General features: G+C 43.4%; 23 protein-coding genes, 17 tRNA genes, 1 pseudogene, 1 riboswitch and 1 other annotated feature. Of the genes and pseudogenes, 8 read left to right on the top strand and 33 right to left on the bottom strand.

Annotated elements, in window-relative coordinates:
- Window positions 1-29: 29 nt before the first annotated feature.
- The 7 genes from trpB to ACVC7S_RS06380 form a co-directional block, all read right to left on the bottom strand.
- Window positions 30-1,208: a tryptophan synthase subunit beta gene (trpB, locus tag ACVC7S_RS06350; protein WP_371607315.1), complete on the bottom strand. Its 1,179-nt coding sequence runs from the start codon at window positions 1,206-1,208 to the stop codon at window positions 30-32.
- Between the two features lie 64 nt (window positions 1,209-1,272).
- Window positions 1,273-1,504: a binding site (T-box leader), on the bottom strand.
- A 40-nt stretch (window positions 1,505-1,544) separates the two neighbouring features.
- Complete coding sequence (locus ACVC7S_RS06355; RefSeq protein WP_447266570.1) at window positions 1,545-2,768, bottom strand: DegT/DnrJ/EryC1/StrS family aminotransferase; 1,224 nt, start codon at window positions 2,766-2,768, stop codon at window positions 1,545-1,547.
- Between the two features lie 42 nt (window positions 2,769-2,810).
- Entirely contained in the window at window positions 2,811-3,503 is a 693-nt protein-coding gene (locus ACVC7S_RS06360; protein WP_000922218.1) for a sugar transferase, read from the bottom strand.
- A gap of 104 nt (window positions 3,504-3,607) precedes the next feature.
- Complete coding sequence (locus tag ACVC7S_RS06365) at window positions 3,608-5,350, bottom strand: ABC transporter ATP-binding protein (protein WP_447266571.1); 1,743 nt, start codon at window positions 5,348-5,350, stop codon at window positions 3,608-3,610.
- Window positions 5,340-7,085 (bottom strand): ABC transporter ATP-binding protein, encoded by a 1,746-nt coding sequence (locus ACVC7S_RS06370; RefSeq protein ID WP_447266572.1) that lies wholly within the window; start codon window positions 7,083-7,085, stop codon window positions 5,340-5,342. Before ACVC7S_RS06370 ends, ACVC7S_RS06365 begins: the two co-directional genes overlap by 11 nt.
- A gap of 206 nt (window positions 7,086-7,291) precedes the next feature.
- On the bottom strand, window positions 7,292-7,927 hold the full coding sequence (locus ACVC7S_RS06375) for a DUF421 domain-containing protein (protein ID WP_447266573.1): 636 nt from the start codon (window positions 7,925-7,927) through the stop codon (window positions 7,292-7,294).
- Window positions 7,924-8,379, bottom strand: coding sequence for a DUF3290 family protein (locus tag ACVC7S_RS06380; protein WP_447266574.1), 456 nt, complete (start codon window positions 8,377-8,379; stop codon window positions 7,924-7,926). The genes ACVC7S_RS06375 and ACVC7S_RS06380 overlap by 4 nt, the downstream gene beginning before the upstream one ends.
- A gap of 133 nt (window positions 8,380-8,512) precedes the next feature.
- On the opposite strand from ACVC7S_RS06380, the gene ACVC7S_RS06385 reads away from it, so the two are divergent.
- From ACVC7S_RS06385 to ACVC7S_RS06400, 4 genes are all read left to right on the top strand, one after another.
- Complete coding sequence (locus ACVC7S_RS06385) at window positions 8,513-9,340, top strand: exodeoxyribonuclease III (protein WP_447266575.1); 828 nt, start codon at window positions 8,513-8,515, stop codon at window positions 9,338-9,340.
- Window positions 9,341-9,351: 11 nt separating this feature from the next.
- On the top strand, window positions 9,352-9,738 hold the full coding sequence (locus ACVC7S_RS06390; RefSeq protein ID WP_000386232.1) for a bleomycin resistance protein: 387 nt from the start codon (window positions 9,352-9,354) through the stop codon (window positions 9,736-9,738).
- Window positions 9,739-9,870: 132 nt separating this feature from the next.
- Window positions 9,871-9,966, top strand: a riboswitch (purine riboswitch).
- A 124-nt stretch (window positions 9,967-10,090) separates the two neighbouring features.
- Window positions 10,091-10,672: a xanthine phosphoribosyltransferase gene (locus ACVC7S_RS06395; RefSeq protein ID WP_447266576.1), complete on the top strand. Its 582-nt coding sequence runs from the start codon at window positions 10,091-10,093 to the stop codon at window positions 10,670-10,672.
- Window positions 10,672-11,934, top strand: a complete 1,263-nt coding sequence (locus tag ACVC7S_RS06400) for a nucleobase:cation symporter-2 family protein (protein ID WP_447266577.1) — start codon at window positions 10,672-10,674, stop codon at window positions 11,932-11,934. The genes ACVC7S_RS06395 and ACVC7S_RS06400 overlap by 1 nt, the downstream gene beginning before the upstream one ends.
- A 32-nt stretch (window positions 11,935-11,966) precedes the next feature.
- On the opposite strand, the gene ACVC7S_RS06405 is transcribed toward ACVC7S_RS06400, so the two are convergent.
- The 4 genes and pseudogenes from ACVC7S_RS06405 to ACVC7S_RS06420 form a co-directional block, all read right to left on the bottom strand.
- On the bottom strand, window positions 11,967-12,371 hold the full coding sequence (locus ACVC7S_RS06405; RefSeq protein ID WP_000651225.1) for a PaaI family thioesterase: 405 nt from the start codon (window positions 12,369-12,371) through the stop codon (window positions 11,967-11,969).
- Between the two features lie 69 nt (window positions 12,372-12,440).
- A complete protein-coding gene (locus ACVC7S_RS06410; RefSeq protein ID WP_447266578.1) occupies window positions 12,441-13,928 on the bottom strand; it encodes a UDP-glucose--hexose-1-phosphate uridylyltransferase in 1,488 nt (495 codons plus the stop codon).
- Window positions 13,925-14,583, bottom strand: a pseudogene (locus ACVC7S_RS06415) (HAD family hydrolase). The gene ACVC7S_RS06410 and the pseudogene ACVC7S_RS06415 overlap by 4 nt, the downstream one beginning before the upstream one ends.
- Before the next feature lie 11 nt (window positions 14,584-14,594).
- Window positions 14,595-15,773 (bottom strand): galactokinase, encoded by a 1,179-nt coding sequence (locus ACVC7S_RS06420; protein WP_447266579.1) that lies wholly within the window; start codon window positions 15,771-15,773, stop codon window positions 14,595-14,597.
- A 164-nt stretch (window positions 15,774-15,937) separates the two neighbouring features.
- On the opposite strand from ACVC7S_RS06420, the gene galR reads away from it, so the two are divergent.
- Entirely contained in the window at window positions 15,938-16,942 is a 1,005-nt protein-coding gene (galR, locus tag ACVC7S_RS06425; RefSeq protein ID WP_447266580.1) for a DNA-binding transcriptional regulator GalR, read from the top strand.
- Window positions 16,943-16,977: 35 nt separating this feature from the next.
- Here the strand turns inward: galR and ACVC7S_RS06430 are convergent, their stop codons facing one another.
- A complete protein-coding gene (locus ACVC7S_RS06430) occupies window positions 16,978-17,868 on the bottom strand; it encodes a cation diffusion facilitator family transporter (protein WP_447266581.1) in 891 nt (296 codons plus the stop codon).
- A 132-nt stretch (window positions 17,869-18,000) separates the two neighbouring features.
- On the opposite strand from ACVC7S_RS06430, the gene ACVC7S_RS06435 reads away from it, so the two are divergent.
- Both ACVC7S_RS06435 and ACVC7S_RS06440 read left to right on the top strand, forming a co-directional pair.
- Window positions 18,001-18,555 (top strand): TetR/AcrR family transcriptional regulator, encoded by a 555-nt coding sequence (locus tag ACVC7S_RS06435; protein WP_447266582.1) that lies wholly within the window; start codon window positions 18,001-18,003, stop codon window positions 18,553-18,555.
- 26 nt (window positions 18,556-18,581) lie between these two features.
- The gene (locus ACVC7S_RS06440) at window positions 18,582-18,914 is read left to right on the top strand and encodes a glucuronide permease (protein ID WP_447266583.1); all 333 of its coding nucleotides are present in this window, start codon (window positions 18,582-18,584) and stop codon (window positions 18,912-18,914) included.
- Between the two features lie 85 nt (window positions 18,915-18,999).
- On the opposite strand, the gene ACVC7S_RS06445 is transcribed toward ACVC7S_RS06440, so the two are convergent.
- The 4 genes from ACVC7S_RS06445 to ACVC7S_RS06460 all read right to left on the bottom strand — a co-directional run bounded on the left by ACVC7S_RS06445 (window position 19,000) and on the right by ACVC7S_RS06460 (window position 23,094).
- Window positions 19,000-20,520: an ABC transporter permease/substrate-binding protein gene (locus tag ACVC7S_RS06445; RefSeq protein ID WP_447266584.1), complete on the bottom strand. Its 1,521-nt coding sequence runs from the start codon at window positions 20,518-20,520 to the stop codon at window positions 19,000-19,002.
- On the bottom strand, window positions 20,513-21,241 hold the full coding sequence (locus tag ACVC7S_RS06450) for an ATP-binding cassette domain-containing protein (RefSeq protein WP_447266585.1): 729 nt from the start codon (window positions 21,239-21,241) through the stop codon (window positions 20,513-20,515). The genes ACVC7S_RS06445 and ACVC7S_RS06450 overlap by 8 nt, the downstream gene beginning before the upstream one ends.
- A 72-nt stretch (window positions 21,242-21,313) precedes the next feature.
- Window positions 21,314-21,757, bottom strand: a complete 444-nt coding sequence (locus ACVC7S_RS06455) for a MarR family winged helix-turn-helix transcriptional regulator (protein WP_447266586.1) — start codon at window positions 21,755-21,757, stop codon at window positions 21,314-21,316.
- A gap of 143 nt (window positions 21,758-21,900) precedes the next feature.
- The gene (locus tag ACVC7S_RS06460) at window positions 21,901-23,094 is read right to left on the bottom strand and encodes an O-antigen ligase family protein (RefSeq protein WP_447266591.1); all 1,194 of its coding nucleotides are present in this window, start codon (window positions 23,092-23,094) and stop codon (window positions 21,901-21,903) included.
- A gap of 277 nt (window positions 23,095-23,371) precedes the next feature.
- Between ACVC7S_RS06460 and birA the strand changes: the two genes are divergently transcribed.
- On the top strand, window positions 23,372-24,307 hold the full coding sequence (gene birA, locus ACVC7S_RS06465; RefSeq protein ID WP_447266587.1) for a bifunctional biotin--[acetyl-CoA-carboxylase] ligase/biotin operon repressor BirA: 936 nt from the start codon (window positions 23,372-23,374) through the stop codon (window positions 24,305-24,307).
- Window positions 24,308-24,392: 85 nt separating this feature from the next.
- Here the strand turns inward: birA and ACVC7S_RS06470 are convergent.
- From ACVC7S_RS06470 to ACVC7S_RS06550, 17 genes are all read right to left on the bottom strand, one after another.
- Window positions 24,393-24,480: transfer RNA gene (locus tag ACVC7S_RS06470), tRNA-Ser, on the bottom strand.
- 6 nt (window positions 24,481-24,486) lie between these two features.
- A tRNA-Ile gene (locus tag ACVC7S_RS06475) sits at window positions 24,487-24,560 on the bottom strand.
- Between the two features lie 33 nt (window positions 24,561-24,593).
- Window positions 24,594-24,664, bottom strand: a tRNA-Gly gene (locus ACVC7S_RS06480).
- A gap of 15 nt (window positions 24,665-24,679) precedes the next feature.
- Window positions 24,680-24,752, bottom strand: a tRNA-Phe gene (locus ACVC7S_RS06485).
- A gap of 3 nt (window positions 24,753-24,755) precedes the next feature.
- Window positions 24,756-24,829 (bottom strand) — tRNA-Met (locus tag ACVC7S_RS06490).
- Window positions 24,830-24,839: 10 nt separating this feature from the next.
- Window positions 24,840-24,929, bottom strand: a tRNA-Ser gene (locus tag ACVC7S_RS06495).
- Window positions 24,930-24,938: 9 nt separating this feature from the next.
- Window positions 24,939-25,012 (bottom strand) — tRNA-Ile (locus ACVC7S_RS06500).
- A gap of 13 nt (window positions 25,013-25,025) precedes the next feature.
- A tRNA-Met gene (locus tag ACVC7S_RS06505) sits at window positions 25,026-25,099 on the bottom strand.
- Window positions 25,100-25,104: 5 nt separating this feature from the next.
- Window positions 25,105-25,178, bottom strand: a tRNA-Pro gene (locus tag ACVC7S_RS06510).
- Window positions 25,179-25,194: 16 nt separating this feature from the next.
- Window positions 25,195-25,268: transfer RNA gene (locus ACVC7S_RS06515), tRNA-Arg, on the bottom strand.
- Window positions 25,269-25,279: 11 nt separating this feature from the next.
- Window positions 25,280-25,365: transfer RNA gene (locus ACVC7S_RS06520), tRNA-Leu, on the bottom strand.
- Between the two features lie 7 nt (window positions 25,366-25,372).
- A tRNA-Gly gene (locus ACVC7S_RS06525) sits at window positions 25,373-25,444 on the bottom strand.
- A gap of 22 nt (window positions 25,445-25,466) precedes the next feature.
- A tRNA-Thr gene (locus ACVC7S_RS06530) sits at window positions 25,467-25,539 on the bottom strand.
- A 12-nt stretch (window positions 25,540-25,551) separates the two neighbouring features.
- Window positions 25,552-25,633 (bottom strand) — tRNA-Leu (locus ACVC7S_RS06535).
- A gap of 5 nt (window positions 25,634-25,638) precedes the next feature.
- Window positions 25,639-25,711 (bottom strand) — tRNA-Lys (locus ACVC7S_RS06540).
- Between the two features lie 24 nt (window positions 25,712-25,735).
- Window positions 25,736-25,808: transfer RNA gene (locus tag ACVC7S_RS06545), tRNA-Asp, on the bottom strand.
- 2 nt (window positions 25,809-25,810) lie between these two features.
- A tRNA-Val gene (locus ACVC7S_RS06550) sits at window positions 25,811-25,883 on the bottom strand.
- Window positions 25,884-26,064: the final 181 nt, after the last annotated feature.

Raw genomic sequence — 26,064 nt, forward strand, 5'->3', positions numbered from 1 at the left:
CCTGTTTGATTGCTTACAAAACGTATTTTTTATTTTTTAGCTTCTAGGTAGTCTGCAATCGCAGCTACGTCCTTGTCTCCACGACCAGAGACATTGATGATGATAATCTCATCTTTACTTAGTTTCGGTGCACGTTTGACCGCTTCTGCGATGGCATGCGAACTTTCAATCGCTGGGATAATCCCTTCAGTCTTGCTGAGAAGGAGGAGGGCTTGAACCGCTTCTTCATCTGTCGCTGCCACATATTCTACGCGACCAGAGTCTTTAAAGTAGGCGTGTTCTGGGCCAACGCCTGGATAGTCCAAACCAGCTGAGATAGAGTATACTGGCGCCAGCTCTCCGTCTTCCTTAAAGACTGCATAGGTCTTCATTCCATCGACAATTCCAACACTACCTTTTGTCATAGTGGCTGCATGCTTGTCTGTATCCAGTCCGTGACCGGCAGCTTCTACTCCTACCAATTTAACTTCTTCATCGGCCACATACTGTGAAAAAGCACCGATGGCATTGGAACCACCACCTACACAGGCAATGACATAGTCTGGTAAGCGACCTTCTTTTTCTAAGATTTGACGACGAGATTCCTCACTGATGACCTTTTGGAATTCATGAACAATGGTTGGATAAGGGTGAGGTCCCACAGCAGATCCTAAAACATAAAAGGCTTCGAGGTCATTCATCCATGCTCCAAAGGCTGCATCGACCGCATCCTTGAGAGTTCGTGTCCCCGTTTCAACTGCATGAACGGTCGCTCCCATCATCTCCATGCGGAAGACATTGAGACGTTGACGCTCCACATCTTCTGCCCCCATGTAGACATCACAGGCCATACCAAACTTGGCTGCAGCTGCTGCTGTCGCAACACCGTGCTGACCAGCTCCTGTTTCCGCGATCACTCGTTTCTTGCCCATACGTTTGGCAAGAAGAATTTGCCCTAAAACATTGTTGAGCTTGTGAGAACCAAGGTGGTTAAGGTCTTCACGTTTAAGATAAATCTTAGCTCCACCTAAGTGTTCTGTCAGACTTTCCGCAAAATAAAGCGGTGTTTCGCGACCAGAATAATCCTTCAAGTAATGGCGAAATTCTGCCAAAAACTCTGGATCATCCTTGTATTTGTCAAATGTCATTTCCAACTCATCCAACAAAGCCTGAATTGGCTCCGGCACAAAACTACCACCAAATTGTCCAAAATAACCTTTAGTTGTCATAAAATTTTCCTCTTTTCTATTATTCTAAAATATAAAAAAAGCCCACACACGGAATCTACTTCCATGTGAGGGCGTTGGTAACGCGGTGCCACCTCAATTATAAAGGGACTATTCCCCTTTACATCTCTGCCTTGTCTAACAACAAGTTGCACTGTAAGGTGTGCGCACCGAATTTTTATTGTTTCAAATTCATTTTTTAAATCAGCCCACTTTCACTACTTCCAACCACCTGTTCACAATCACCACAGGCTCCCTGAAGATCAAAAATAACTACTTTTCTGATTTATTGAGAATATTATATGTTATTGTTCTATCTTTGTCAAGATTTTTTTATGATTATTTTCCAGAACCGAGGATTTCTTCGGAAATTCTCACCAAAGTCTGAACGATGTAATCAACTTCTTCATCGCTTAATTTAGTGTGAAGAGGAAGCGTAATTTCATTTTCAAAGAAGGCATAGGATCTTGGATAATCTGCCATATCAAAGCCAAGATTCTTATAGGCTGTCAAGAGCGGAAGCGGTTTGTAGTGGACATTACTTGCAATTCCTGCTTTGGCCAATTCTTGGATGATGAGGTTGCGTTCTTCTAAGCTTGCTCCTTCTACATGGATGATGTAGAGGTGGCGTGAAGATTCGACAGTATCAGTCTTGTGTGCAAGTGGGTGAATACGAGTACCCGCAAAACCACGATCATAGCGGTCCACGATGTCCTTACGACGTTGTAGCAAAGCTGGGTAACGGTCCAATTGTACCAAACCAAGCGAAGCCATGATATCCGTCATGTTGCACTTGTAGGCTGGTGTAACGATATCGTATTCCCAAGAACCCAATTGCATCTTTGCAAGAGCATCTTTAGTTTGACCGTGAAGGGAAAGGATTTGGAACTCCTTGTACATCTCTTCGTCGTCAATAGCTGGATTGGCTTTCCAAGTCGCACTTCCTCCCTCAGCTGTTGTAAAGTTCTTAACAGCATGGAATGAGAAGGAAGTGAAGTCAGCGATAGAACCAGCTGGTTGCCCTTTGTAAGTAGATCCCAAAGCATGGGCACTATCAGAGACAATCACGATACGGTTAAAGGCCTTTTGCCACTTGCTAGCAGCTGTAAAGAGGTCACGTTTTTTCTCCACGACTTGGAACAAACGGTCATAGTCGCAAACAATCCCTGCAAGCTCTACTGGAATAATCACCTTAGTCTTTTCAGTAATGGCTTGCTCAAGCAAGTCATAGTCCATCTCAAACGTATCTGCTTGAATATCCACCATGACAGGGGTTGCTCCTACGTGAGTGATAACACTACAAGAAGCTGTATAGGTCATAGCTGGAACGATAACTTCATCACCTGGTCCCACTTCCAAAACACGTAAAATCAACTCAAGAGCGGCTGTCGCAGAGTTGAGGCAGACAGTCTTAGGTGTCTGTGTGTAAAGAGACAAGCGACGCTCCAGTTCTTTTGTCTTCGGACCTGTTGTGATCCAACCAGAACGCAGGGTATCTGCTACTTCAGCAATTTCTGCTTCTGTGATATCAGGTGGTGAAAATGGAATATTGTAGTTTGGCATTGATTTGCTCCTTTTATCTGTACTCATTTTCTCATGACTACTTTATTTTAGTACCTCAAACACGGTTTGAAACATGATTTTGATGTCTCCAAGGAAACTAAACTCTCGGAGATAGGCGAGATTATAGCGCATCTTTTCAGGAAGAACATGCTCGACATAGGCTTGGTCAACCGTCAGACCTTTCTCCGTCATTTGACTGATGATGGTGTCCTCATCCTTGTAGTTGATACTAGCTGGAGAGGTGATTCCGGCTGGCAAGAGCAAGGTCGCCATCATTTCAGGGCTATACTGCTCGGTGTAACGTGGCACCTCAGGTCGTGTCCCAACAAAGGACATCTCGCCTTTAAGGACATTGACCAGTTGAGGCAGTTCATCCAAGCGCACACGGCGGATGAAATTTCCAACCTTGGTAATGCGACTATCGTTAGCAGAAGTCACCAGGCTTCCTTTTTTATCCGCATCCGTTACCATAGTACGGAACTTCCAAATCTTGAACGGACGGTTGTACTGGGTCACACGCTCTTGCTTGTAAATGACAGGTCCCTTGCTATCCAACTTGATCCAAATGCTCAAGATAAGAAAGATGGGAGAAGTCAAAAGTAGCAAAAACAAGGCCAGAACCCAATCCAGGCAACGCTTGAAAATCAGCGACCCCTTCCTTTTAGAGACAAGCTGGTAGTAGGACTCAACCTCGCTTGATTGCATTTCCACGGGTAGGTCTTCCCATTTCAGCATGCTGTTTCTCCTTTGTTTTTATTATACTATTTGTCAACATTTTTCATTATACCACAAAATAGAAAAGGCGGTGCAAGAAATCTGTGATTTAGAGGAATTCTTCTTTATGACATGGCCCCTACCTGCAAGCTATACATCTTGTGATAGGTTCCTTCCAAGGTCAAGAGTTCCTCATGGGTGCCACTCTCGATGATGTGCCCCTTGTCCAAAACATAGATACAGTTGGCATCTTGAATAGTTGAAAGACGATGAGCGATGGCAATGGTTGTCCGCCCCTGTCTCATCTTAGCTAGGGAATCTTGAACCAAACTTTCTGTTTCAGAGTCAATATTGGCTGTCGCTTCATCCAAAATCAGGATTTTAGGCTGACTAGCAACTGTTCTGGCAAAGGCAAGAAGCTGGCGCTGTCCAGTAGAAAAACTCGAACCACGCTCGGAAACAGGAGCATCATAGCCCTGCGGAAGGTCTTGAATAAAGGAATCTGCATCAACAAAGGCAGCCGCAGCCTGGACTTCTTCATCACTAATGTCTTGGTACATGGCGATATTGGACTTGATAGTCCCGTGATAGAGGAAGGGATCCTGCAAGACCAGACCGATATTTTTTCTCAGTTCTTCCTGACTGTAGTCCCTAATATCCACACCATCCAAGAGAACTCGCCCTGACTGAAATTCGTAAAAGCGCATGAGGACATTAATAATAGATGATTTCCCCGAACCTGTATGACCTACAAAGGCAATGGTTTCCCCCTTGTTAACTGAAAAAGAAATGTCATCCAGAATCTGGTGTTTGCCATCATATGAGAAACACACATGTTCAAACCGAATATTGCCTTCTGTAATATTTGCTTGGCTATCCTTTTGAAGGGGTTCATAGGTCCTCTCATCAATCAAGGCAAAAACACGGCCTGCAGAAACCATAGAAGTTTGAAGGGTTGAAAAGTTTTGCGTCACCTCAATCAAGGGATCAAAGAGACGGTTGATGTACTGGATAAAGGCATACATAGTTCCTGCTGTTATTCCCAGATAAAGCCCACGGTAGCCAAAATAGGCCATCAAAACTGCGTAGCCTAGGAGTTTCAGCAAACTCATGGCAGGGCGCAAAAAGAGGGCATCCAAGGCTACAGAACGGTTGGCATAGACCAAGTGCTCTTGGTTAATCTCATCAAATTCTGCTTGCAGGCGCTGCTCTTGATTAAAGGCCTGGATAATCCTGATTCCCTCGATATTCTCTGCCAGCTTACTATTGATATCCGACAAGAGACTTCTGGTTTTTTCGATGATTTTCACTGACTTTTTCCGATAGAGATTGACCAAAAGGAAAATCAAAGGGAGAAAGAGCAAGACTAAAGCTGTCAAACGAAAATCCAACACCAACATGGTATACAGAGTTGTCAGAAAGATAAAAACTGCTGAAATAAAGCTGGATAAAATCCCTGAAAACATATCGCTGATGGTCTCGGTATCATTGGTCAAACGAGAAACGATGGAACCTGCTGGTATCTTATCAAAATAAGACATTCCTAACTTCTCCATATTGGCAAAGGCATCCCGACGAATGTCTCTGACAATACTGTAGGACACCCGTGCAAAGAGAAGATTGCCAACATACTGAACTAGAATTTGTAGGATGTAAAGACCATAGTAGACCAGCAAAACGGTCACGGCCAGTTGATTAAGATTGCTGAGGTACTGGTCGATAAAGTGGGAAGCCACAAGGGGAATGACACTTTTAATGACCGTCGTCGCGAGGAGAAAACTGAGTGCCAAAAAGGTCAGGAATCCATAGGGCTTGAGATAAGACATCAAGCGCTTCAATACAGCCCATTGTTCTTGCTTATTCTGCATCTTCTTCTCCTTTCATTTCCAACTGCTGAGACTGATAAGTATGGGCATACCAGCCATCCAAGGCTAGCAAGTCATCGTGCGTGCCCCGTTCGATAATTTGTCCATTTTGCAGAACCAAGATCAGATCTGCATGGATAACTGCGCTGAGACGATGGGCCGTGATGATGGTTGTCTTGTCTTTACGCGTTTCCTTAAGATTGTCGACGATCGCATACTCCGTCTTGGCATCCACGGCGGACAAGGAATCATCTAAAATCAAGATATCAGGATCTAAAATCATAGCCCGACTCATGGCCAGACGCTGCTTTTGCCCACCAGAAAGACTGACTCCCTTTTCACCAATCAACGTATCAAATCCCTGAGGCATGGCTACAATATCTTGGTAAACTTGAGCTAGCTTAGTGGCTTCCTCGACTGTTGAAAGGGGCAAGTTAGGATTGCCAAAACGAATATTGTCTAAAATCGAGGTCGCAAAGAGGAATTGATCCTGAGGGACATAGCCTATGAGACTGCGAAGGTCTGTCAGACGATAGTTCCGAATGTCATGCCCGTTTAGATAAATGGCTCCCTTATCCACATCGTATTCTCGCAAGAGAAGTTTAATCAAGGATGTTTTCCCAGAGCCTGTCTGTCCTACCAAGCCCAGCGTTTGTCCTTTTTCCAAGCTAAAATGAATATCCGTCAGTGTTTCTCCATTTTCAAAGGCAAAGTTGTCAATGGCATACTGCAAGCGCCCATTTTCAATACTGTCCAGAGGAAACTCAGGGTCCTGTACAGGTGATTCCTGAGACAAGAGTTCCTCAATTCGCTGGTAAGAAACCTTTCCTCGCTGAGTGATATTAAAGAGGAAACCAATAGCCATAAGAGGCCAGACCAGCATATCCAAATAGCTGATGAAGGTAACCAGATTCCCAACTGTGATTTGCCCCTCCTGAACCATCAAAGAGCCGACCAAAAGAGTTAAGACATAGGAGGAACCAACAAACAAGAGAACCATGGGATCGAAGAGACTATCGTATTTCATGGTTTGCAGGTTCTTTTGGAAGGTCAATTCATTGACTGCCTGAAAGGACTCCAGCTCATCCGCCTGATAACCGAAAGACTTGGTTACTTTGATACCTGATACAGACTCCTGCACCTTATTATTGAGTTCAGAAAAGGCAGCTTGAGATTCTCCGAAAGCCTTATGAGTCTTTCTCCCTAGACGACTGGTCGCATAAGCCATAAAAGGCAGGGGAAGAATAGCAACCAAGGTCATCTGCCATGAAATGCTAAAGAGCATGGTCAGCAAAGTCACCAGTGCCGTGATAGAGGCATCCACTGCTGACATGACTCCGCCACCTGCGAGACGAGTTAAAGCATTGATATCATTGGTGGCGTGTGCCATCAAGTCCCCCGTCCGATAGGTCTGATAAAAGGCAGGCGACATCTTGGTAAAGTGCTCAAACAAGCGAGAGCGCATAATCTGACCGAGTCGGTAGGAAGTCCCAAGGATATACATGCGCCAAACATAGCGCAGATAGTACATACCCAAAGCCGCAAGAAGCAGATAAAGAAGGTTCACAAGCAGTTCCTGCTGACTTAATTGTCCTACAGTGATGGCATCAATCACCCGTCCCATGACCATGGGGGGGATGAGATTAAGAACAGCGACTAAAATCAGCGCTAAGATTCCTAGGAGATAACGGCGCTTTTCCAACTTGAAAAACCACCAGAGTTTTTGAATAATGGACATAAACTCCCTTTCTGATTGCAAATGGAAACCTGAGGCCAAGACTCAATGAAAATCAAAGAGCAAACTAGGAAACTAGCCGCAGGCTGCTCAAAGCACTGCTTTGAGGTTGTAGATAGAACTGACGAAGTCAGTAACCTACATACGGCAAGGCGACGTTGACGCAGTTTGAATTTGATTTTTGAAGAGTACAAGACCCCAGGTTTTTCTTATTCATAAGTTACGACTGAGACGACACCCTTGTCATACTCAGCGATAAAGATATTGGCAACATTGTCATGACCTTGTTTGCTGAGGTTATCAAGCAGCCATTCCTCACTACGGCCTATTGATTCCAAAACTTCTACTTGGACGACACCATCGGTTACGACAGGATACTTGGGATTTTCATCTCCCATTTGGACTACAATGAGTTGACCGTTTTGCTCCTGCATAGCGCGTTTGACTTGTTTCATTTGGAAAATTCCCTGGCTACGGAGCTTAAGAGCTACGTCAGCTGCAGATAACCCAACCGAACGACAGGCTTCAGGATCAATCTTCCCATTTTTGATGAGCAGGGTTGGTTTCCCATCAATCAAGCGTTTCACAAAGTGAACATTATTGTTGAGCCATTTGAGAGTCAAAATCAGAATGGTCCACATAATCAAGATGACTGCATACTGAAGGATACTGATGGAGCTATTGTAAATCACCCCACCGATGATGCCCCCGAGTACATAGTTCTGGATTTGATCTATCGCTGAGTTAGGCGCTAAGTTGCCCTTTCCGGTCACATTGATCACGAAAACCAGCGAAAAGAGACCCAAGACTAGTTTGATTAAAATTTCCATATAATTGAGTGTCATTTGTTCACCTCCACCAGTTCAATCGCATCTGTTTTATACAATTCGACTTTCTCTAAGAGATACTTGTCTGGCTCACTTCCGTTCAGGGCACGATAATAGCGATCTCCTACCTTGAGGAGTGCTCCATCCGTGTCTGCAGAAGTATTGACATAAACTTCCGACTTGTCAACTCCCAAATCTTTGGAAACAACCTCGATGAAATGAAGTGAAGCCTGAAATTTATTGTTAGAAACTTGATTGTTTTGGTAAGTCGAGATACTAATCAAAAGGAGAGCCAGTAAGGTCAAGGCTGAAATCATGACCAACTCACGAAACTTGGTACCCTTTTTATCATGATAAGCCTTAAAAGCAAAAAATCCTGTAACAGCTAATAGGACAATCCCTAAACCAATCATGATGCCATTTTGCTGACTGATTTGGCTGAGTACATAGTCATAAGAATAGAATTTCATGTATTTTCACTCCCTTTCATAAAATCATTCTTCATTATAAACAAAAGAGGGTGATTTTTCAAACCATACGTTGGGGAAATAGAGCTTTTTTTGGTATAATATAGTCTATAATCTCAATGAAAAAGGTAACTTTATGAAACTCATCTCATGGAATATTGATTCCCTCAATGCAGCCCTAACGAGCGACTCAGATCGCGCGAAACTGTCACAGGAAGTCCTACAAACCTTGGTAGCTGAAAATGCCGATATTATCGCTATCCAAGAAACCAAGCTTTCTGCCAAGGGTCCTACAAAAAAACATCTGGAAGTTCTCGAAGAACTCTTTCCAGGGTATGAAAATACTTGGCGTTCTTCACAAGAACCTGCTCGTAAAGGCTATGCTGGAACCATGTTCCTTTATAAGAAAGAACTCACACCAACAATCAGCTTCCCAGAAATCGGTGCTCCGTCTACCATGGACTTGGAAGGTCGCATTATTACGCTGGAATTTGACGACTTCTTCGTCACTCAGGTCTATACACCTAATGCTGGCGATGGACTCAAACGCTTGGGTGACCGTCAAGTCTGGGATGTGAAATATGCTGAGTATCTAGCTGAATTAGACAAAGAAAAACCAGTCCTTGCGACGGGTGACTACAACGTAGCCCACAAGGAAATCGACCTTGCAAATCCTGCCAGCAACCGCCGTTCACCAGGCTTTACAGACGAAGAACGTGCTGGCTTTACCAACCTCTTGGCAACTGGATTTACTGACACCTTCCGCCATATTCACGGCGATGTCCCAGAACGTTACACTTGGTGGGCGCAACGCAGCAAGACTTCTAAAATCAACAATACAGGCTGGAGAATCGACTACTGGCTCACTAGCAACCGCGTGGCTGACAAGGTGACCAAGTCTGACATGATTGACTCAGGTGCGCGTCAAGACCATACGCCCATTGTATTGGAAATTGAACTTTAAGGAGAAAGCTAATGGACTATCAAGCTGTCATTCCTGAATTTGTAGTATCTGACCTCGAAAAGTCACGCCACTTCTACTGCGACTTGCTGGGATTTTCTGTCGAATACGAGCGTCCAGAGGAGAAATTTCTCTTCCTCTCGCTTGAAGACTGCCAACTTATGCTAGAAGAAGGCAGCACAGAAGAATTAGCCCAACTAACCTATCCTTTCGGGCGCGGTGTCAATATTTCCTTTGGCATTGAAGATGTCCCTCAGCTCCACCAAAAACTGCTGGAAGCTGACTATCCTATCCATCGTCCGCTGACCAAAAGAGAATTTCGTGTTGGGGATCACTACATCTATCCTCACGAATTTGCAGTTTTGGATCCAGATGGTTATTTTTTAAGATTTAGCGAATAGAATAATAGAAACCTACAATACCGTATCGTGTTGTAGGTTTTTGTTCGTTCGCTTTTATGATCTATTCACTAACAAAACATTTGATTTCTAAAGGTATTTAGTATAAAATGATGACATTAACGCTATTGCGTTTGATAATAGTACCATTTTACTTGTTTATGTCGCGAATTGACACGACGTTTCTACAAGGTGCCGCAACACCTAACAATGAGTAAGTCTGTTGAAGGTATGTTTTTAGACATACCTATTTTGAAGGCTTGCTTATCTGTTAAGTAGGTCCTTTTTTCTAGCCCTTTTTGAGATGATAAAGGCGATAGAAAAACACAAAAGAGTTTAGACTTTAGGAGGTCTTATGAAATTATTAGAAGAGCGCATCCTTCAGGATGGGCATATCTTGGGTGACAACATCCTCAAGGTAGATTCCTTTTTAACCCACCAAGTTGACTTTAGCTTGATGCGAGAGATTGGTAAGGTATTTGCGGACAAATTTGCTTCTGCTGGCATTACCAAGGTTGTAACGATTGAAGCGTCAGGTATTACCCCAGCCATTTTTACAGCTGAAGCCTTAAACGTTCCCATGATTTTCGCCAAAAAAGCTAAAAACATCACTATGAACGAAGGCATCTTAACTGCCGAAGTTTACTCCTTTACCAAGCAAGTGACCAGCACCGTTTCTATCGCTGGAAAATTCCTCTCACCTGAGGACAAGGTCTTGATTATCGATGATTTCCTAGCAAATGGACAAGCTGCCAAAGGCTTGATCCACATCATCGAACAAGCTGGCGCCAAAGTCGAAGCCATCGGAATCGTGATTGAAAAATCCTTCCAAGATGGTCGTGATTTGCTCGAGAAAGCTGGCTATCCAGTTCTATCACTCGCTCGTTTAGAACGTTTTGAAAACGGTCAGGTCGTATTTAAGGAGGCAGATCTCTAATGCAACAACAAGAAAAACACTCGCAAGCCGCGGTTCTAGGGCTTCAGCACCTTCTCGCCATGTACTCAGGTTCTATCCTGGTTCCTATCATGATTGCGACAGCTCTTGGCTATTCAGCTGAGCAGTTGACCTACCTAATCTCCACAGATATCTTCATGTGTGGGGTGGCGACCTTCCTCCAACTCCAACTCAACAAACACTTTGGTATCGGACTACCAGTCGTTCTTGGAGTTGCTTTCCAGTCAGTCGCTCCTTTGATTATGATTGGTCAAAGCCACGGTAGCGGTGCTATGTTTGGTGCCCTTATCGTTTCAGGGATTTATGTGGTTCTGATTTCAGGCATCTTCTCAAAAGTGGCCAATCTTTTCCCATCTATCGTAACAGGCTCTGTCATCACTACGATTGGATTGACCTTGATTCCTGTCGCTATTGGAAATATGGGAAATAATGTTCCAGAGCCAACTGGTCAGAGTTTGCTTCTAGCTAGCATTACGGTTCTGATTATCCTATTGATCAATATTTTTACCAAAGGCTTTATCAAGTCGATTTCGATTTTGATTGGCTTGGTTGTTGGAACTGCTATTGCCGCTACCATGGGCTTGGTAGACTTCTCTCCAGTCGCTGCAGCTCCACTCGTTCACATTCCAACTCCATTTTACTTCGGCGCTCCAACTTTTGAAATCTCTTCTATCGTCATGATGTGTATCATCGCAACGGTTTCCATGGTGGAGTCGACTGGTGTTTACCTAGCCTTGTCAGATATTACCAATGACCCAATCGACAGCACGCGCCTTCGAAACGGTTACCGCGCAGAAGGTTTGGCCGTACTTCTCGGAGGAATCTTTAACACCTTCCCTTACACAGGATTTTCACAAAACGTTGGCTTGGTCAAATTGTCTGGTATCAAGACCCGTCTGCCAATCTATTATGCAGCTGGTTTCCTAGTCCTCCTTGGACTCCTACCTAAGTTTGGTGCCCTTGCCCAAATCATTCCGAGTCCTGTCCTTGGTGGTGCCATGCTAGTCATGTTTGGTTTTGTTTCCCTTCAAGGTATGCAAATCCTAGCCCGCGTTGACTTTACTAACAATGAACACAACTTCCTTATCGCAGCTGTTTCTATCGCTGCTGGTGTAGGTCTAAACAACAGTAATCTCTTTATCAGCATGCCAACAGCCTTCCAAATGTTCTTCTCAAACGGAATCGTCGTAGCCAGCCTACTTGCCATTGTACTCAATGCCGTATTAAATCGGAAAAAGAAATAAGAAAAAGAGGTGTGAGCCTCTTGTTTGTTTCTCTATATCCTTACCTGTCTCTCATCTGACCGCTGACCTGTGACAAACATGGTAAAGGTTGCCTTACAGACATTTTTACCCTCTTGATTGCTGATATCTACATCCACGACACAGGTTGTACGGCCTTGATGGACACATTCTCCTTTTATGGTCAACACATCATCGCGTTTCCCTGCCTTGAGGTAGTTGATGGAGGATTGGAGCGTCACTACGTCTAGTCCTAGCGAGATGAGTACCAATCCACTAATCTGATCACAGAGGGTAAAGAGATAGCCACCATGGGCATTGCCATAGTAGTTGAGCGACGAGTCCACTACTTTGGTCGTCACCTCAACGTGGCCATCTTTCATCTCTTTAATTTCATAATTTTCAAAAGCTGATATAGCGTCAAAATGAAAATCTTTCATATTTTCCTCCTAAATTTTAAACACTATATCATACTACTACTTTTTACAAGACTAGGCAAGAATTATTCACTAGTCTGGTAAAATTCCGACTTGTTCTACAAAGCGCATAAAGGCTGCTTGTCCCTGTTCCGTTTGCTTGTAGACTCCTGCATCCTCAAGTACACGAGCAAAGATAGCACCCACAGAGTTCTTAACGATTTCAAGGGCTTTTTCTTTATCCGTCAGATCTGGATGTTGGGCTTTAAGTTGGTCTGCCCATTCCTGATGATAAGCGGTAACTGAGACATCTTCCCCCACTAGGTAGTTAGCGACTTGCTCCACTTCTTCTTTTAGACGTGGTGGCAGGATAGCCAAGCCCATGACCTCAATTAAGCCGATATTTTCCTTCTTGATATGTTGGACATCCTTGTGAGGATGATAGATGCCATCAGGATGCTCTGCCGAAGTCTGATTGTCCCGCAATACTAAGTCCAACTCAAACTGTCCATCACGCTTACGCGCAATGGGTGTGATAGTGTGATGCGGTATCCCGTCTGTCTCTGCCAAAATCTGCACACTAGAATCTGAATACTGGCGCCATTCCTGCAAAATCTTGTCCGCCAAGTTGATCAAATCCTCTTTGGAATCCGAAGCCAAACGAAGCACTGACATAGGCCACTTGACAATCCCAGCCTTGACCTGTTCAAAACCAGTAAATCGGAAGGCCTTTTGCAGAGGAGCCAATTCCATAGGAAAGATATGACGCCCTCCCTGATAGTGGTCATGGGTTAGGATAGAACCACCAACGATTGGTAAGTCCGCATTTGAACCCGCAAAATAGCCTGGAAACTGTTCAACGATAGACAGCAGACGCTCAAAGCTGAGACGGCTAATAGCCATGGGACGATGCTGGCCGTCTAAGAAAATACAGTGCTCATTAAAATAAGCATAGGGCGAATACTGGAAACCCCACTCCTGACACGCCATTTCAAAACGGATAATACGGTGATTGCTACGAGCTGGATGGTTGACCCGACCATGGTAGCCCTCATTCTCTAGACAAAGCTGACACTGGGGATAATTACTAGCTTGAACCAACTTGGCTGCCGCAATCTCCTTTGGATCCTTTTCAGGCTTAGAGAGATTGATGGTAATCTCAAGCTCTCCATAGTCAGACGGTACACGATAAGCAATATTCTTAGCAATGGCCTTGAGCTTGATGTAGTCATTTTTCTGGCTAAGTTGGTAAAAATCTGCAATTGCCTGTTCGGGAGATTGGGCGTAGGTTGTCCAAAAGTCACGATTAACTTGACTTGGACAAGGGGTCACCAAGTCCATCAGTTCAGCACCGAGAATTTCACGTGCAGTCTGACTATCCTCAATCGTCTCTAGTCTAACCGCCTCCTCTACCAGCTGGTCCTTGAGGTCAATCAACTCATCCAGATCAGTCTCAACTTCCAAAACACCATCTCCTACTCGTGCCAAGACACGATTGGTTAGGTAGATTCGATCCATTTCCTCAAATGAACTTTCAGCAATGACTTCCGTGATAAATGCATCTATAACTCCCTGACTCATTGATTCTCCTTCTTACTTTCTAAATAGTCTCTGACAGCATCTAAATCCTGAAAAACTTGTTCTGTTTTATTTAAGAAAGACTGTGCTGGCATTTTCAAGTCTGGAATACAAATAACTGGTATCCCAGCTCTATACGCTGCTTCAATCCCTGCTTCACTATCCTCTAATACTAAGCAATCCTCTGGTAAAACATTCAAATCACTACAGGCCTTTAAAAATATATCAGGGTAAGGTTTGCTTCGCTTTACATCTTTTGCAAAAACTAGATGGTCAAATAAGGACAGTATACCATTGCTATCCAAAATCATTCTAGCTCTAGATTCAACACTTGAAGTTGCTAAAGCGATTGGAATACCTTCTCTTTGCAAAAAAGCAAGCAAATTTTAGCACCTTTTTTTAAATTTACACCTTTGGCTAATATTCGAGCTTCCAGTTCATAAACTTTTTCCAAGGTTTGGTCAAAGTTCCAAGGTAAATCATAGGTATCTAAAAATCGTTGAACATTCTCCTCTTCCCTATGTCCACTGTATTCTCTAGAATATGTTTCTTCTGTGAAAGGAATTCCAAAATTTTTAAGCAATTCTTGATAAACTTTTAGAGAAATGATCTCAGTATCAGCTAATAAGCCATCTAAATCAAATATTACAGCGTCCATTTACTTCTCTCCTAGTCTACAACGCGAGTGCCACCTGCAACTTCAGCGATATAGAAGCTTGGAGCGTATCCAACTACTTCCTCATAGTGCTTGCCAACAGCTGCTTTAAAGGCCTCAACAGCATCTTTTTGCACCAAGGCAATGGCACAGCCACCAAAACCTGCTCCTGTCATACGAGCACCAAGAACACCTTCTTGAGCCCAAGCTGTGTGAACAAGAGTATCCAATTCCAAGCCAGTTACTTCATAATCATGCTCAAGAGAAACGTGTGACGCATTCATCAAGCGACCAAATGTTTCCAAATCTCCTGCTTGAAGAGCTGCTTGAGCTTTAAGGGTACGTTGGTTTTCAAGCACAGCATGGCGAGCTCGTTTCAAACGATTTTCGTCTTTAATCAGGTAGCTGTATTGATCAAAGGTCCACTCGTCTAGTTCACCCAAGGTCTGAATGTCCAAGGCAACTTGCAATTCTTCCACTGCTTTTTCACATTCAGAACGGCGTTCATTGTATTTAGAGTCCGCCAGTTCACGGCGTTTGTTGGTGTTCATGATGACAACCACATTGTCCTTCAAATCAAGCGGCACCAAGTCGTATTCTAGAGTATTGGTATCTAGGTAAATAGCGCGTTGGTCAGCTCCCATACCAATAGCAAATTGGTCCATTATGCCTGAGTTGACTCCGATAAAGTTGTTTTCTGTTTGTTTTCCGATTTTAACCAAATCCAAACGCTCTAGTTTTAAATCAAAGAGATGCTCTGCCACGACCCCTGTTAAGAGTTCCAAGGATGCTGATGAAGACAAGCCAGCACCATTTGGGATATTCCCAAAGACATAAAAATCAAAACCTTTGTCAATGACATGGCCAGCTTCTTGCAAGAAATGGAGAACCCCTTTTGGATAGTTGGTCCAGTTGTGCTCTTTTTCAAATTTGAGGTCAGCAAGAGGAACTTCAATAATGCCCTTGTCCTCAAAGTTGGCTGAGTAGAAACGCAAAACTTGATCGTCACGCTTGCGAGCCGCCCCATAAGTTCCCAAGGAAATAGCTGCTGGGAAAACATGTCCACCATTGTAATCCGTGTGTTCACCAATCAAATTGATACGGCCAGGTGAAAAGAAAGTTTGGTCTGCTTCTTGACCAAAAACAGCAAGAAAGTCTTTGCGAAGGGCTTCAGCAGTAAGATGTTGTGTCATATGAATTCTCCTTTGACTGTCCGTTAAGTCGCCTTAACGTGTAATCGTTTTCTTCTATTGTATCCAAGGCTTTTACCAAGGTCAATCCTTTTTACTAAAGTTTTACTAAACAATCGGTAAAAAGAAGAAAAATATGATATACTAACTTAAAAGGAGGAGGATTTATGGCTACCTTAAAAGACATTGCACAGCTAGCCTCTGTCTCTATCGCGACCGTATCCCGTGTCCTCAATCGCGACCAGAGCCTATCTGTTACAGAAGAGACCAGACACCGTATTTTAACAGTCGCTGAAGAGCTGGGCTATACCAAGCACCTCAAGACAGGCGAATCCCACAAACCCAAGCAGAAGATTGCCATTATCCAATGGGTCAGCGAACAAGGGGAGCTAGACGACCTCTACTATTATCAGATTCGTCTCGGTATTGAAAAAAGAGCCCAAGAGTTGGACTATGATATCTTGCGCTATTTCAACGACCATCCTTTTACTCTGAGCGAAGAGGTAATCGGAATACTCTGTATTGGAAAGTTCAGCCGATCACAGATCTCTGCCTTTGAAGAATACCAAAAACCTCTAGTCTTTATAGACAGCGATACCCTCTCATTAGGACATACCTGTATTATCACTGACTTTTACACTGCTGTGAAACAAGTTGTAGACCATTTCCTCAGCCAAGGTATGAACCGTATCGGAATTCTCACAGGCATTGAGGAAACAACCGACCAGGAAGAAATCATCCAGGATAAACGTCTCGAACATTTTAAAAACTACTCTCTATCAAAAGGTATCTACAATGACAAACTGGTCTTTCAAGGTAACTTTACTGCCCAGTCTGGCTATGACTTGATGAAGGAGGCCATTCACAAGCTAGGAGAACAACTCCCACCAGCCTTTTTCGCAGCCAGCGATAGTTTAGCCATCGGTGCCCTCCGTGCTCTCCAAGAAGCTGGAATCAGCCTACCAGACCGTGTAAATCTCATTTCTTTTAACGATACTAGCCTGACCAAGCAGGTCTATCCTCCCCTTTCTAGCATTACCGTCTATACCGAAGAGATGGGCCGAGCCGGTATGGATATTCTTAATAAGGAAGTTCTACACGGTCGCAAAATCCCTAGCCTGACCATGCTGGGAACCAGACTGACTTTGAGGGAAAGTACACGGAATGAATAGGATATCAAAACGACCTCAATAAGAGGTCGTCTTTTCTAATGATGATGCCCATGGTTCTGCTCTAAGGCTGTTACCCTCCGCTTATGTTGCGCATGGTTGCTTTGACTAGCATCCACTTCGATAGTAATATTCTGCACGCCTCTTTCTTCTAAAAATTGACGCACTGATTCTTTAGTTTCCATCATCTGCTCCCAGTCCTCGATACAGAGGTGAATAATGGCGTCATTTTCCAGACCATCCATGGACCAAATACTGAGTTGATTAACACTTTTAACATTAGCTAGCCTTGCTAACTTTTTCTCTAGCTTAGCAGTCTCGATACCTTCAGGCACAGCATCTAAGAAAATCTTAAGAGTAGACCAAAAGCGAGGAATGGCTTTCCAGAGAATAAAGCAAGAAATCAAGAGCGATAAAAGCGGATCAAGAAAGTACCAGTCAGTGACATACAAAACACAAGCAACCAGAATGACCGCTAGCCAACCTAGAATATCTTCTAGAAAATGTAAGGTCAGGATAGCTTCGTTCTTGGTCTGACCCTTACGAACGACCAAACTAGCCAAGAGATTGATAAGAATCGCAAGAAACCCCAACCACAGCATCCCTTGGTAGTTGACAGGTTGGGGGGATAGGAGGCGAGGAATATTCTCCAAGAGCACCATGACAGATCCTGTCAAAAGGATCAAGGCAGTCAGCATGGCACCTAGCAGGCTGAAACGTTTGTAACCAAGAGTGTAACGTTTGTCTTCCTGACGATTGGAAATAGTTTCCAAACAAGCTGAGAAGCCTATGGCAAGGGCATCACCCAAATCATGAACCGCATCCGCTAATACAGCGCTTGAATTGAAGATGACCCCAAAAATAAATTCGATAACAGAAAATGATAGATTCAAGAAAAAAGCTAACCAGATAGATGTTTTAGAACTCATTTCTCTCCCTCCTTTGGTATAATGGGTATATACATACTTCTTTCATTTGTATTATCTAATAAAATCCAAAGAAAGGATAGAAGCAAACTGTCAGCCATGTTCAGTTCTGAACAGTTTGTCTCAAGTGTCTATATGCCAAATAGAGACCGTCGGGTTAGCAAGACGAAAAAAGCCATTTATCAAGCTTTTCTACAAGTTTTGAACGACAAGGGCTATGATGCTACTACTGTCCAAGATATCATTGACTTGGCAGATGTTGGGCGCTCGACCTTTTACTGTCACTACGAGAGCAAGGAACTGCTTTTAGATGAACTCTGTCGCTACCTCTTTCATCATCTCTTTGAAAGAGAAGGACACCTTACTACCGAGGACTACCTCGCCCATATCTTTTTACATTTTCAGAAAAACCAGGACCATGTCACTAGTCTTCTTTTTTCAAAAAATGACTACTTTCTCCGCCAACTACACAAGGAACTCGAACACCATGTTTACCCCATGGTAGCGGAGGATTTGCAAGTGGCCTATCCGAACATACCATCCTCCTACCTCAAACATTTTGTAGTAACTAATTTTATAGAAACCCTGACCTGGTGGCTAAAAAAAGGAAAATCTTATACAGAAGACCAAGTAGTGAGATTTTACTTAGATGTGATTGAGATGACTTCTACAAAATCACTCGAGATTTAATCCTGTTACGAAGAAAGGAATCAACCATGTTAAATTCTATTATCCTAGGAATACTAACGATTGTACTAGCTCTCGGTTTTTCACTTCTCCATCTCGCTGCTGCTTTCGCAGCCATGAAACAAAAGAACTACAGTTTGGGAAACACGTGCATCTTGGTCGGCAGTTGCATCACTTCTCTGGCTCTAGCTATCTTTTACTTCGTCCCACTGGCAACCATTCTACTATGGATTGTGGGTTCGAGTATCGTCTGCTATGGTGCCTACTGGAACGGGCGACAAAAAGGCTCTCACAACATATCGCATCATATTGTGAGGGTAGCACTAGCAATTTTAATTACGCTCCTCTTTATCTTACTCTAACATTAAAAATCCCATCTCGAATTATAGACGAGATGGGATTTTGTCTGCTAAAGAAGGGTGCTAGTGGCTACCACTGACTTTCCTTTTATTTCTTCAACAAACCTTGTTCTTGTAGAAATTCTTTGGCTACTTGTTCTGCTGACTTGCCTTCAACACCGACTTGGTAGTTGAGCTGGCTCATCTGGCTTTCAGTAATTTTACCAGCCAATTTATTGAGAACTTTCTCCAACTCAGGGTGTTTCTTGAGAAGAGCTTCTTTCATTAGTGGAGCTCCTTGATAAGGTGGGAAGAGTTGCTTGTCATCTTCCAAGACCTGTAAATCATAACGCGCCAATTCTGCATCTGTCGAATATGCATCTGTGATTTGAATATCGCCTGACTGAATTGCCTGGTAGCGAAGGGCTGGCTCCATGGTCGCTACATTGAGATTGAGACCATACATTGATTGCAAGCCCTTATTACCATCTTCACGGTCATTAAATTCGAGTGTAAAACCTGCCTTCAGCTGCCCTTCCACTTTTTTCAAGTCCGAAATGGTCTTCAAGCCATATTCTTGAGCAATCTTTTTCGGAACAGCTACAGCGTAGGTATTTTGATAAGACATGGGTTTGAGATAGGCCAGATAATCTTGTTTGGCAATGCCATCACGCGCCACTTGATAAACCTGCTCTGGTTCATGACCTACTTTAGGTGCTGGTTGAAGCAAACTTTCAGTCACCGTACCGGTAAATTCAGGATAGATATCAATATCTCCTTTTTTCAGAGCTTCATAGAGGAAGCTTGTTTTCCCAAAATTCGGTTTAACAGTCGCAGTCATACTGGTATTCTCTTCAATCAGCAACTTATACATATTAGCCAAAATTTCTGGTTCCGGTCCCAATTTCCCAGCAATCACCAAGTTTTCTTTCTCTTTTTGAGCTAAGAGGGCTGGACTATAAGACAGACCGAGCAATAAGGTCACCAAGGCAAAACCAGAGAAAATCGTCCGCAATTTCGCTTTTTCCATCACTTTTAGTAGGAAGTTAAAGGCAATGGCTAGCACTGCTGAAGAAAGGGCCCCAATCAAAATCAGACTGGTATTATTGCGGTCGATTCCTAAAAGGATAAAGGATCCCAGCCCTCCTGCCCCAATCAAGGCTGCCAAGGTTGCCGTACCGATAATCAAGACCGCTGCTGTCCGAATACCTGACATCATAACAGGCATGGCAAGTGGAATTTCAAACTTCTTGAGGCGCTCCCACCTGGTCATCCCAAAGGCAATCCCAGCCTCTTGCAGACTTGGATCAATTCCCTTTAACCCCGTGATGGTATTTTGCAAAATCGGGAAAATCGCATAGATCACTAGAGCTGTCAAGGCCGGTAAGGTCCCAATTCCCATCAAGGGGATGAAGAGTCCCAACAAGGCAAGAGACGGGATGGTCTGGAAAATCCCTGCAATCTGCAAAACCCAATCTGCCAACTTTTCATGATAACGAAGAAATACCGCTAAGGGGACTGCAAGCAAAATAGCCAGTAACAAGGTCAAAAGTGACAACTGCAAATGTTGAGATAGGGCTGTTACCCAATCACCAAAACGATCCTGAAAAGTTGATATCAAATTAGCCATGAACACTACCTCCAAACAAGTCTGCTACAAAGTCCGTGGCAGGCGCTTTTAAAATCGTCTCGGGATTCGCCACCTGACGAATCTCTCCATCTTGCAAAACAGCAATACGATCACCTAATTTCAATGCCTCATCCGTATCATGAGTGACGAAAACAGTTGTCATCCCAAACTCTTTATGCAATTCTTTCGTCAGAACCTGCAACTGTTTTCTCGAAATAGCATCCAAAGCCGAAAAGGGCTCATCCATAAGCAAAATCTTAGGCTGACCAATCATGGCACGGACAATGCCGACCCGTTGCTGCTCCCCACCAGACAGTTCACTTGGAAGTCGATGCCCATACTCAGCTACTGGCAAGCCAACCTTAGCCAAAAGCTCTTCTGTTTTCGTCGCTATTTCTTCCTTAGTCCAGCCCTTCATCTCAGGAATGAGGGAAATATTTTCCGCAACTGTTAGATTGGGAAACAGAGCAATAGCCTGTAAAACATAACCAGTAGAAAGACGAAGTTCACGCTCATCATAGTCTTTGATGCGCTTGCCATCCATATAAATATTTCCATCAGTTGGTTCCAAGAGACGGTTAATCATCTTGATCATGGTCGTCTTACCGGACCCAGAAGGTCCAACTAAAACCATGAACTCCCCATTCTCAATCCGTAAATTGACATCTCTCAAAACATCTTTTTCTGTGTAGCGTAGCGCTACATTTTTGTATTCTATCATTCTTTGTCCTCAATTTAAAATTTTCCTCGGTTTGTCAAGTTACCAAACTTTTAATAACTAATTTACCCCATTCTAAACCTCATTAGCTTTTTCTTTCAAATTTTCTAAAATACGTTCCTGATAATTTTCAAACTGACGAATTTCTTCCTCAGAGAAACCTTTATAAAAAATAGCATCCAATTTTTTACTGACACGATTGCCAACTTCTTTCTGGGACCAACCTTGCTCTGTCAACTTGACATATTTCTTTCGCTTATCTATTCCACATGGGCTAATGATGACCAGATTTTGCTCCTCAAGTTTCTTAATCATGCTTGTCAGCGTATTATTGGTCAATCCTGTCGCAAGTGCAATATCTGTCGCGGTTGCACAGCCAGTTTCACTATTCCATAAAACCGCTAAAATCTTTCCCTGTTCACTCCGATAAAGAGCCTCAGAATCCTGACTCAGTAACTTTTGAAAAATCCGCCCATTCAACAAACGAATATGATGGGCTACCAAATGACTATCTTTCATGACTTCTCCAATTTATTTCTATATCGAATTGTTTTTATTGTAACACCTGTTGTTCTATCTGTCAACTATTTCGACTTAGAAATAATTTTTGTCAACAAAAAAGACCTCCTACCTAGAGTAGAAGATCTCCGTTCTTGAGTAACTTAATCTGTCATTTCGGACACCAAGGTACGATGTTCCAACGGTAGGCTACACATAACCAACAAGAAGATAAATCCTGACTGAACCCAGAAGAGAGCCAAGTCAAAAATTCCATGTACAGCGACTACTGTAAGGAAGGAGAGATAAAGACCGATAATTGGTCGTTTACCAGACTCCTGACTCATATCCATCATCATGTGAACCGGGATAACCGAAGAAATGGATAGAAGAATGGTTCCAATCAAACCATAACTTAAAATAGTATCGATGTAAAGACTATGCGCGTGCTCGTGGTAAGGTGCATGAATTCTAGGATAGGAATTCATATAGGTTAGTGGTCCCTCACCCCAGATCGGATTTTGTTTAAACAAAGTCATACCCGCATTCCAAATTGAAACACGCTCTTCCATTGAAGAATCTAGCGTTCCCATACGGACACCCAAATCGCTTGAGAAGAGGAAACAAAGGCCAATCCCGAAAACTCCAATACTGAGCCAGAAGGCACGCCAGTTTTTAATGGTTGTAAAGAGATAAATGATGGCACCCGCAATAATAGCAGGGAAGGCTGTTCGATTTTGCGTGAAATTTAAACCAAAAAGATTTACAAAACCTGCTAGCACACAAAAGACTTTCAACCATCTTAGCTTCGTCGTTGTAAAGAGATAAAAGGCAATCATGATACAGAAGCAACAAATGATCCCATAGTAGTTAGGATTAAAGAAGGTCACCTCTGCACGGTTTTGGTGCCATACTTGCATATTGGGCGAAAGAAAGGCGTAGTTAAATTTCTTTACAATTTGGAAATGCTCCAAAGTAGCAAAAGCGGCAGAGACAACACTACCAAACAAAACCGTCTGGAGTATCAGTCGAAAGAAAGCATGCGTCAGACGCTTCTGGTAAAAACTAAAGAAAATAAGAAATAGGAGCATCAGGAAAGATGCTGCTAGACCAAGCCAGTTCTTGGCGACGATGGAAATGACACTACTGTAGGCAATAAAAAAGAGAAGTACAGGATGTTTGGCTAATCCTTTGATAATTCCCTTCATCTCCCCAGTAACAAGTAAACCTATCAAATATAAAGCAAAGAGTGCTAAGAACAAATAAAAAGGTAAAAAGATACTCATGATCATCAAATACAAAAAGAAATCTTTTTTCGAAAGCCCTCTTATCTTATCCAGTAATCCAATTGATTTCAAAACGGATCCTTTCTGTTCTGGATTTCTCCAGAAGATAAATGCTAAACTATCTTTTAATTTTACCATTTTTTCCGCCATTTGGGAATAATGAACACGCTATCAAAATGAAAAAACTTTTAAGTAGGAATACAAATATATGCACTCAGTCATAATAAGCATTACAAGGAAATTGTCGCTGATGAAAAAGAACTAAACTTTCTAAAAAAGGAAAAGCTATGGTAAAATAAAATAAAGTTGAAAATAACTACTATTGAAGGACAGTTAAAAAGGAAAATCTATGAAATCACACCAACTAGTCTACCAAATACTAACCAGAGAAAACGACTATGTCAGCGGAGAAAAAATTGGCGAAGAACTGAATCTAAGTCGGACATCCATATGGAAAGCAATCCAACGCCTCCAACAAGAAGGGCTCATGATCGACAGTATTAAAAATAGAGGTTACAAGCTTATCCAAGGCGATCTGATATTGCCTGATTTGATTCAGGAGAGAACCAACTTAATCATTCGCTACAAACCTGAGACCAAATCAACACAAACAGATGCAAAAGAAGGAATTGAGGCTGGAAACAAAGGAAATACACTCTATCTTTCAACCTGTCAAACAGCAGGTCGTGGCCGCTTTCAGCGTCCCTACTATTCCCCATCTCAGGGTGGGATCTATATGTCTCTGCATATTCAACCTGATCTTCCCTATGAAAAACTTCCATCCTATACACTCCTTGTTGCCGCAGCAGTCTACAAAGCCATTAAAAATCTAACTATGATAGAAGTCGATATCAAATGGGTAAATGACATCTACTTAAAAAATAAAAAGATAGCAGGTATCCTCACCGAAGCAATGACTTCAGTAGAGACAGGCTTGGTTACAGATGTCATTATCGGACTTGGTATAAATTTTTCTATAGAAGACTTTCCAGAAGAACTAAAAGAAAAAGCAGGTAGCCTATTTATGCCACCTGCACCAATTAGTCGTAATGAGCTCATCAGCGAAATATGGAATTGTTTCTACAATACGGATCCAGATGAGCTATTCTATCTCTATAAAGAGAGATCATTCGTACTGGGAAAGGAAATCACCTTCCAGCGAAATGGACAAAATGAAAAGGGAATGGCAAAAGACATCTCAAACACCGGTCAACTTCAAGTCGAACTAGAAGATAAAAAAAACATTTGGCTAAATAGTGGAGAGATTTCCCTAATAAGTTGGTAATTAAAAATCCCCCTCTTATAAACTAAGAGGGGGATGACTTATCTTACAAAGACAACAAAAAAAAAGAGTTAACACTCTTAAATTACGGAGAATGGGGGATTCGAACCCCCGCGCCAGTTACCCGACCTAACGATTTAGCAAACCGTCCTCTTCAGCCTCTTGAGTAATTCTCCTATTAATGGGCACGAGTGGACTCGAACCACCGACCTCACGCTTATCAGGCGTGCGCTCTAACCACCTGAGCTACGCGCCCAAGTTAAAAACTTGGTATTTGAACAAAGTTCAAAGCGGGTGACGAGAATCGAACTCGCGACAACAGCTTGGAAGGCTGTAGTTTTACCACTAAACTACACCCGCATAGAAGATTAAATATGGCGCGAGACGGAATCGAACCGCCGACACATGGAGCTTCAATCCATTGCTCTACCAACTGAGCTACCGAGCCAAATTGCGGGAGCAGGATTTGAACCTACGACCTTCGGGTTATGAGCCCGACGAGCTACCGAGCTGCTCCATCCCGCGTTAATATGAAAGGAGGATGTGGGATTCGAACCCACGCACGCTTTTACACGCCTGACGGTTTTCAAGACCGTTCCCTTCAGCCGGACTTGGGTAATCCTCCATTTTTCAATGGACCTTGTAGGACTTGAACCTACGACCACTCGGTTATGAGCCGAGAGCTCTAACCAGCTGAGCTAAAGGTCCAACAAGATCATTATAGCGGCGAAGGGGATCGAACCCCCGACCTCCCGGGTATGAACCGGACGCTCTAGCCAGCTGAGCTACACCGCCATCAATCGGGAAGACAGGATTCGAACCTGCGACACCTTGGTCCCAAACCAAGTACTCTACCAAGCTGAGCTACTTCCCGAGTTAAATAGAAAAAATGCACCCTAGAGGAGTCGAACCTCTAACCGCCTGATTCGTAGTCAGGTACTCTATCCAGTTGAGCTAAGGGTGCCCATCAATATATGCCGAGGACCGGGATCGAACCGGTACGATCGTTACCAATCGCAGGATTTTAAGTCCTGTGCGTCTGCCAGTTCCGCCACCCCGGCCTCTCTAAGCGAACGACGGGATTCGAACCCGCGACCCCCACCTTGGCAAGGTGGTGTTCTACCACTGAACTACGTTCGCATCGACCTCTTATATAAAAAAATGCCGGCTACATGACTTGAACACGCGACCCTCTGATTACAAATCAGATGCTCTACCAACTGAGCTAAGCCGGCTGATTTCTATTATGCGGGTTAAGGGACTTGAACCCCCACGCCGTTAAGCGCCAGATCCTAAATCTGGTGCGTCTGCCAATTCCGCCAAACCCGCAAAGATGACCCGTACTGGGCTCGAACCAGTGACCCATTGATTAAAAGTCAATTGCTCTACCAACTGAGCTAACGAGTCTAAAATAACTTCCGTTATCTTAAACGGTCCCGACGGGAATCGAACCCGCGATCTTCGCCGTGACAGGGCGACGTGATAACCGCTACACTACGGGACCTATGGGAGTTAACGGGATCGAACCGCTGACCCTCTGCTTGTAAGGCAGATGCTCTCCCAGCTGAGCTAAACTCCCAAAGGGTGGAGTCTAGCTCAGCCAACGGTGAGAAACGTTGTTTCTCTCATCCGCCGATTGTAATTTCGATTTCCTCTCAATTACAACTAAGCTAAACTCCCTCGAGCTAAGCGACTTCCATATCTCACAGGGGGCAACCCCCAACTACTTCCGGCGTTCTAGGGCTTAACTACTGTGTTCG

The organism is Streptococcus sp. Z556 (assembly GCF_053010225.1).